The sequence below is a fragment of the Sporosarcina contaminans genome (genome assembly GCF_042679045.1).
In the GTDB taxonomy this organism is placed as follows: domain Bacteria; phylum Bacillota; class Bacilli; order Bacillales_A; family Planococcaceae; genus Sporosarcina; species Sporosarcina contaminans.
In genome coordinates, this window is the sequence record NZ_JBHTLT010000090.1 from 1 (window position 1) to 7,602 (window position 7,602).

A 7,602-nucleotide genomic window follows, 5' to 3' on the forward strand; every position below is an offset into this window, starting at 1 on the left:
TAGTCGCCATTAAAAAAACACCTCCGAATTGATTTCATAAGGTTCAATACCCTATTTTCAACGAAAGGTGTTTTTATTTGTCTCATTTTCTTAGGTCAGTTCCCTAAAGGAATTGACAGGTTTTTCTTATACATACGTATTGCCGAATTGTGTCCGCAATAGCCAAGAATGAAGAAAGTATTCTCCAACAGCAAGAATCGCCCCCGTTAGGAACGCTTCTCCTAATGAATTTGTATACCCAAACAGGTGCAAACCTGCCCAAAGCACTACAAAGCCTAATAATAGGTCGCCGATCGTCGCGGCCATATTGCCGATTCTCGGCATAATCATCATATCACCTATATAAGAAATGATTAATAAGGCGATCCCTATTATAGTTGTATGCCAAAAAGCGACGCCATAAAATGCAGTTAATACAATCCAAAGAACAGCAAATGTTAAGACTGCTTTCATCAAAATTGCTTTCCCATGATCTACATGAGCATCTTCGTTCATGTTGTTCTCCTCCATTTTTATACTTACAGTGCCCTAAAACTTCAGTTCTATGTACAATGCCAATAGTCGATTATAATGAAAAGGATTACAGGAGGTTTTTGGTATGTATATGACAATTGAAGAAACAGCAGAATATTTAGGAATGCCTGTAGAACAGGTGAGAAAATATGTGTGGGAAGGTCGTATCCGATCAGTGCATGACGGCGAGCAATTTGTCATCAATCGAAGCCAATTCGATACTTATTTTAAACAACTCGAAACGTTAAAAAAACAAATGGAAGAATATTTAAATGAACCGCTCCCGCCTGATCGGGATATTAAAGATGAAGACTGAATCAATTGGCGTAATTCCCTAAAATAAAGATAATATTGTGGACAACAAGTAGGATTAAAAAAAGCCTTTGCGGGTAAACTGAAAGCAATAATATCCCGTAGGCAAAAAGACACAATTTTTTTATTCAATTCGACATAGATTCCCAATAAATAGATCCTAACTGTAAGACCTTTGAACACTTTCATGAAGCAGTTTATTCACGCTTTATAAAAAAATAAAGCACATTATTGTATTCGTTATTGCACGATTACTCCTTTTGCTTTCCCGCTGCATGATTGGTATAGTAGATAGTCGTTTCAAAAATCCATTTTTCATAGGGGGAAACATGCGAAAAATATCAAATGTATTTTATATAACAATCGGCCTGATTATATTGGCGGTCGGATTTGGGGTTGCCGATTCAGATCGCTTTGAAACCGTCACAACAGCCATCAAATCATTCGTCTCATCCACATTCGGATGGTATTATATGCTTCTGCTATCTTTCTTGCTTGTATTGAGCATTTTCTTCATTTTCAGCCCATACGGCAAGATTCGTTTAGGAAAAGATTCTGACCGTCCGTCGTTTTCAACGATTACTTGGATTGCCATGCTCTTTTCTGCCGGAATGGGAATTGGTCTAGTCTTTTATGGGGCTGCTGAACCGCTATCTCACTACGCGATCAATCCCGCAACAGAAGAACCTAATACAGATGCCGCTTTTAAAGAAGCGATGCGGTATTCCTTTTTCCATTGGGGCTTTCATGTATGGGCCATGTACGGTATTGTCGCTTTGTCGCTTGCGTATTTCCAATTCCGTAAAGGAGAACCGGGGTTAATTTCAGCAACATTGAAGCCGATTTTCGGTAAAAAAATGAAGGGGCCTTGGGGCGTCCTCATCGATGTACTTGCCGTTTTTGCAACAGCTTTTGGCGTTGCCACTTCTCTCGGCTTCGGTGCTGTTCAAATTAACGCAGGGCTGAATTATCTTTTCGGCTTTACAATTGGCTTCACTACACAACTGATTATCATCGCTGTTGTGACTGTTCTGTTCATCATGTCTGCATGGTCGGGGCTCAGTAAAGGAATCAAATATTTATCAAACGCAAACTTAATACTCGCGCTTGCATTATTAGGGTTTGTCTTGATCCTTGGTCCAACATTGCTCATTTTTAATATTTTTACTGACTCTCTTGGCGGCTATCTATCCAATTTAGTATCAATGAGTTTCCGTACAGCTCCTTTAAATGCTTCGCATCGCGAGTGGATGGATACGTGGACGATTTTCTATTGGGCTTGGTGGATTTCATGGGCGCCATTCGTCAGTATGTTCATTGCTCGCGTTTCGAAGGGCAGAACAATTCGGGAATTTATGGCCGTTGTCATGTTAGCACCAACTCTTTTAAGTGCCATCTGGTTTTCCGCATTCGGAACGACTGCCATTAACGCTCAAAAAGAAGGACTTGCGGACTTAGCAAAAGCATCTACCGAATTGACGATCTTTGAGATGTTCCATACAATGCCAATATCATTTATCGTTTCTCTTTTCGCAGTTCTGTTAATTGCATGCTTTTTCATAACATCCGCAGACTCGGCGACATTTGTATTAGGCATGCAGTCAACGTATGGTTCATTGACACCATCAAATAGCGTAAAAATCACATGGGGTGTCATCCAATCAGCCATTGCAGTCATCTTGCTGTCTGTGAATGGACTAACAGCATTGCAAAATACGATCATTATTGCTGCTTTGCCATTCTCTTTCATCATGTTGCTCATGATCATTTCTTTGATCAAAGCATTGCAAGGCGAAAGGCCAAAGAAAAAAGCATAAGAGACAATTGAACTCATGTAAAAAGGAGGACGGGGTACTATCCCCTCCTCCTTTTGATTAATTTGTCACCATCACCACTTCTTGCTGGCGAATGATATGAAGCAAATCAGCAACCATTGCGCTGCCTGTAGGATACATGCCGGCGCCAGGACCGACTAAAGTCAGCTGTCCAAGATATTCTGTTTCTATAATGATTGCATTGTCGACACCGTCTATACTGAAAAGCGGATGATTCGCTCCAATTAAGACAGGTCCTACCGTACCTAACAGCTTGTCGTTGTCATCTATCCATATATCTGCAACGTGACGATATCGAAGATCGCCTTTTGAAGCATCTATCACATCAATTGGTTGAATATGCTCGATCCCTACCACCGGGACGTCTTCCCAATCTGGTTGTTGACCGAAAGATAGAGAGCTTAGGATCATCAGCTTACGGAATGCATCTGTGCCGTCCACATCATCGGATGGATCCGCTTCCGCAAAGCCGTTTTTCTGAGCATCCAATAGCGCTTTTTTAAATGGCGATCCCTCTTCACGCATTTTCGTCAAAATGAAATTCGAAGTACCATTTAAGATTCCTTGAATCCGTTTTATGCGGTCACCGGCCAATAGATTGCTAACCGTCCGAATGACCGGGACACCGCCTGCCGTTGTCGCTTCAAAACCAACTTGCACATTACGGAACTCTGCATGTTTCAATAGAGCTGGACCGTGTTTAGCAAACATTTTTTTATTGGCCGTTATAATATGGCAGCCTTTTTCTATCGCATCTGATAAATATGTGTAAGCAGGCTCTTCCCCGACAATTGCTTCGAACACAACGTCTATTTCCGGATCGTCTAAGATATCTCGAATATTATCGGTAATTTTCACACCACTAATCGGCTTGCGTTTTTTCGTCTTATCTTTCACAAGGATGGTGACGACATCAACCGTGAAACCTGTATTTTCTCTTATTTCTTCACGCTTCTCTTGTAAAATTCTATACACACCTTCACCGACAGTGCCAAAACCTAAGATCGCTGCTTTGAATGACGGCATTCCATCCACCTCCTTTCAAAAGCGCAGGGGCATTTACTTTAGTTCACTATGTTGCAATTCTAAACAAGATGCTATTGCATCATAAGCGAAGCATTGGAATGTCCCCTGCAACTACTTATGAACCTATTGAACTGTAACCGGCGCTGCTTTTTCAATCGCTTGTTGCAAGTCTGCAATGATATCTTCAGGCGACTCGAGACCGACAGACAAGCGAATCAGCTCTTCGGTTACACCGGAGTTTTCCAAGTCTTCAGCAGACAATTGCTGATGTGTAGTGGATGCAGGGTGAATGATCAATGACTTGGCATCACCGACGTTGGCGACATGCGACCAAATCTCGATATTGTCAATTACCTTACGCCCCGCTTCACGTCCACCTTTAATGCCGAAAACAATAATGGAACCGAAGCCGTTTTTCAAATACTTCTTAGCATGCTCATGTGAAGGGTGGTCTTCCAAACCTGTGTAAGTTACCCACTCAACAGATGGATGGGACTGTAGGAAAGCGGCAACTTTCTGAGCATTTTCATTATGTCTCACTACTCGGAGATGAAGTGTCTCCAAACCTTGGAGGAAATTGAACGCGCTATCTGGGTCCAAGCAAGGACCAAAATCACGCAATAATTGGACGCGAAGCTTCGTGGCAAATGCAGCTGTCGCCGTGTCGACGCCATAGCGAAGACCATGATATGTTTCGTCCGGCTCTGTAAACAAAGGGAATTTACCTTTCGTCCAATCAAATTTGCCCGCATCGACTACGATGCCGCCAATTGTCGTGCCGTGACCGCCAATCCATTTTGTGGCGGAATGGATCACTACATCGGCCCCGAATTCAATCGGATTGCAGCCATAAGGTGAAGCAAAAGTATTATCAATGAGCAACGGTATATCATGCGCATGAGCAATCTCCGCCACCGCTTCGATATCTAAAACGTGTAAGCTTGGATTTCCGATTGTTTCAGCAAATAAAGCCTTTGTCTTATCTGTAATTGCGGCTTTAAAGTTTTCAGGATTCGTAGCGTCGACGAACTTCACATTGATGCCATAGCGCGGCAGCGTCACTGCGAATAAATTATATGTTCCACCGTATAGATTGCTTGCCGCTACGATTTCATCGCCAGCGCCCGCAATGTTTAAAATCGAAAACGCGATTGCCGCCATGCCAGAAGATAGTGCGACCGCAGCTGTACCTCCTTCAAGTAGCGCAATGCGTTCTTCAAATACCGCTACAGTCGGATTCGTGATTCGAGTGTAAATATTGCCCGCTTCTTGCAGGCCAAATAAGTTTTGTGCATGTTCAGTGTCGCGGAAAACGAACGAAGTCGTCCGATGGATTGGTACGGCTCTTGATCCTGTGATTGGATCTGGCTTTTGGCCGCCATGTAGAAGAAGTGTTTCCGGTTGAAGAGAGTTGTTTGCAGTCATGTGTATTACCTCCAAAGTATTAGTGTAAGATGAAAATGCAACAAATAATGTGCAATGCGGAGGCGTTGGGGGTTTTTGGAATAAAAAAATAACCCCTTTCGCTAAGAAGAGGGTTACGCTTTCGCTTATTCCTCCCCTTATCTTTCAGACCGTTTGCACGAATCTGTAGGAAGTAGCACCTTTGCAAGTTCGTCACTTGCTGGTTGCCGGGCATCGCAGGGCCTAGTCCCTCCGCCGCTCTTGATAAGAGTATGGGTGATTCAGTTTTTCATCTTGTTGTACAGTATAGGAGGACCAATTTTAAAAGTCAAGAGATTCTTATTATTTTTCTGAAACTTATGTTGCAATTCTACTTTCAGCGAAGTTCGACAATTTATGGTATACTATCAATAGACAACTTGATAGAGATCGGTTACAACCAGTTGTTTTCCATCATGCTTTTGATTGCTTAGGACAGGCCTAAGCATTTTTTCATTTTGAAAGATGATGAGAATGAACGGTAGGAGTGATTCGATTGACTTTTTCACGTAAGGAAAAACCTGTTTCAGATTTTGTCGCTGCGCGTCATATCGACGAAGAGATTTCCTTCGTCCGCAATGACCATAGAGTAAATGGAACGATTCATAAAATACTCGAGAACTCGGTCATTGTAAAGATTTCAGAAGATGACGCCGACCGAATTGGCGTAGCTTCCAATTTAACCGTTGTTTCCCATAAGAACTACACAGTAGATTAATTATACGAAGAGGCATCTCATGTAGAGATGCCTCCAGACTGTAGACAAAGTACCTTTTCACTTTATCTACAGTCTTTTTATTTTCAGTAATAGAGAAGGAATCTACAGCTCGGCTTGAAAAACGCTTGCAGAAAAGCAACTTAGTATGCGAGCGTTTATCAACAAGCTAAAACTTATCCAATGGCGAATCCATTTATTCCTTTGAGCCAAGAGGGTTCAGGTGCAGTGAAATTGTGAACTCCTTAAATTTCTTCCGCTATCGCTCCAGTCAGGCATTTGCCGTTGAGGGTTTCCATAATTTTTCTCTGCAACAAGTTTCACTCTTGGTCTTTTTATCTTATTCCTGCAATTTTAACAAGTTATGATTCAAGTCAGGTTCGACTAAAATGGCCAAAGGAAAATAAGAGTATCTCTGTAAATGAACAAAATGACATTCAAATGAAACATGAACAAATAAAACAAGACGCTGAAAAAAGATTTCAAAAAGAAATTAATGAACTAAATTTAAGTTCCGGAAAATAAAAAAAGAGAGTAGCTCGTCAGAAAAGACAGCTACTCTCATATGTTTTTACCTTCTCTAATAACATAATTCCTTAAACCTCCATGCCATCACATCAACAGCCCCATTTTGCCACCTCATCCGAATCCTCATCAATGTAAATCAAATCTCCGTCCTCAACATCTCCAAACTGCAACTCCTTATGTATTTCCTTCAACAAACCACCATAAGAAATCCGCCTCTTATAAGCCAATGCCTTGTCCAAATCCTTGATCGTCTGAATATTTTCCGCCGTGATCTTATTCCCTCGGATCACGTCTGTATCTTTTTCCGGATATTTAGATACCTCAAAAATTGCATTTTAATCCGAAATCATTTGCTGCATAGAAAAGCCTCTCCTACCATCGACTTTTTTTCAAATAAACGATTGTAGTTTCGTTGAAAATAAACATATTCAATATATTTACCTTAAAACATATTGAACCTTCCCCATCCGCCAGCGTATGATGAAAACACATCAGTCTGGGGGAATTGACATGCTTATATGGATAACGATTATTTCAATCTTTGGATATCTAGTAGGTTGCTTGCATGGGTCTGTTGTCGCCCAATGGATTTCCGGGGTTAATTTGAAGGAAACAGGCGTAAAAAATGCAGGTGCATCAAATGCGATGATTGTGTTGGGAAAACGTTTTGGCGCATTAGTCGCATTGATTGATATCGGCAAAGGAATTGCTGCTGTCGTTGTTGTGAAGCTACTGACAGCACACTTAACTTTCAATGATGAGCAAAGTGCTCTCCTCTATTTTTTAGTTGGCGCTGCTGTCGTATTTGGCCATAATTTTCCGTTCTATATGAAGTTTAGTGGGGGTAAAGGAACAGCTACCGTCATTGGAGTGCTATTCGCCATCGACTGGCGATTTGGCATTGCGGGGCTTTTGTTGTTCATTGCCGTTGCGCTATTGACCGACATTCTTGTCATCGGTGTTTTTATGCTTTATATCACTTTATTCGTTTTGGCAATCTATCTTAATGGGCACTGGCCGATTATTATTGCTGTCGCTCTTCTCTGCATGGCGATCTATAAACACTTGGAAAACTTTAAACGCATTCATACAGGGACAGAACCGCGTATTAAAGCTTCATTCAAAAAGAAAGGGGCTGTCCAGAAAGTCAGTGAAAACTGATTTTCTGTGATAGTCCCTTTCTGGTTGGAGAATAAATGGGGAACCCCTGACAACCGTCGCTTTCCGTTC

Annotated in this window: 8 protein-coding genes and 1 riboswitch; of the genes, 4 read left to right on the forward strand and 4 right to left on the reverse strand. The window is 41.6% G+C overall.

Annotated elements, in window-relative coordinates; all coding sequences use genetic code 11:
* Positions 1–126: 126 nt before the first annotated feature.
* Positions 127–495 (reverse strand): DUF2512 family protein, encoded by a 369-nt coding sequence (locus ACFQ38_RS11900; RefSeq protein WP_336825123.1) that lies wholly within the window; start codon positions 493–495, stop codon positions 127–129.
* A gap of 103 nt (positions 496–598) precedes the next feature.
* Between ACFQ38_RS11900 and ACFQ38_RS11905 the strand changes: the two genes are divergently transcribed.
* Positions 599–829, forward strand: a complete 231-nt coding sequence (locus ACFQ38_RS11905; protein ID WP_336825124.1) for an excisionase family DNA-binding protein — start codon at positions 599–601, stop codon at positions 827–829.
* Between the two features lie 325 nt (positions 830–1,154).
* Positions 1,155–2,642 carry a glycine betaine uptake BCCT transporter gene (locus ACFQ38_RS11910; RefSeq protein ID WP_336825125.1) on the forward strand — a complete coding sequence of 496 codons (1,488 nt, stop codon included), beginning with the start codon at positions 1,155–1,157 and terminating at the stop codon, positions 2,640–2,642.
* A gap of 57 nt (positions 2,643–2,699) precedes the next feature.
* Here the strand turns inward: ACFQ38_RS11910 and ACFQ38_RS11915 are convergent, their stop codons facing one another.
* Entirely contained in the window at positions 2,700–3,686 is a 987-nt protein-coding gene (locus ACFQ38_RS11915; protein ID WP_336825126.1) for a homoserine dehydrogenase, read from the reverse strand.
* A gap of 123 nt (positions 3,687–3,809) precedes the next feature.
* Complete coding sequence (locus ACFQ38_RS11920; RefSeq protein ID WP_381481084.1) at positions 3,810–5,111, reverse strand: O-acetylhomoserine aminocarboxypropyltransferase/cysteine synthase family protein; 1,302 nt, start codon at positions 5,109–5,111, stop codon at positions 3,810–3,812.
* Between the two features lie 134 nt (positions 5,112–5,245).
* Positions 5,246–5,361: riboswitch (SAM riboswitch) on the reverse strand.
* Between the two features lie 255 nt (positions 5,362–5,616).
* Between ACFQ38_RS11920 and ACFQ38_RS11925 the strand changes: the two genes are divergently transcribed.
* A complete protein-coding gene (locus ACFQ38_RS11925) occupies positions 5,617–5,847 on the forward strand; it encodes a DUF2187 family protein (RefSeq protein ID WP_336825128.1) in 231 nt (76 codons plus the stop codon).
* A 614-nt stretch (positions 5,848–6,461) separates the two neighbouring features.
* On the opposite strand, the gene ACFQ38_RS11930 is transcribed toward ACFQ38_RS11925, so the two are convergent.
* Positions 6,462–6,662 carry a protein rep gene (locus ACFQ38_RS11930; RefSeq protein WP_381481086.1) on the reverse strand — a complete coding sequence of 67 codons (201 nt, stop codon included), beginning with the start codon at positions 6,660–6,662 and terminating at the stop codon, positions 6,462–6,464.
* Positions 6,663–6,882: 220 nt separating this feature from the next.
* On the opposite strand from ACFQ38_RS11930, the gene ACFQ38_RS11935 reads away from it, so the two are divergent.
* A complete protein-coding gene (locus ACFQ38_RS11935) occupies positions 6,883–7,533 on the forward strand; it encodes a glycerol-3-phosphate acyltransferase (RefSeq protein ID WP_381481088.1) in 651 nt (216 codons plus the stop codon).
* Positions 7,534–7,602: the final 69 nt, after the last annotated feature.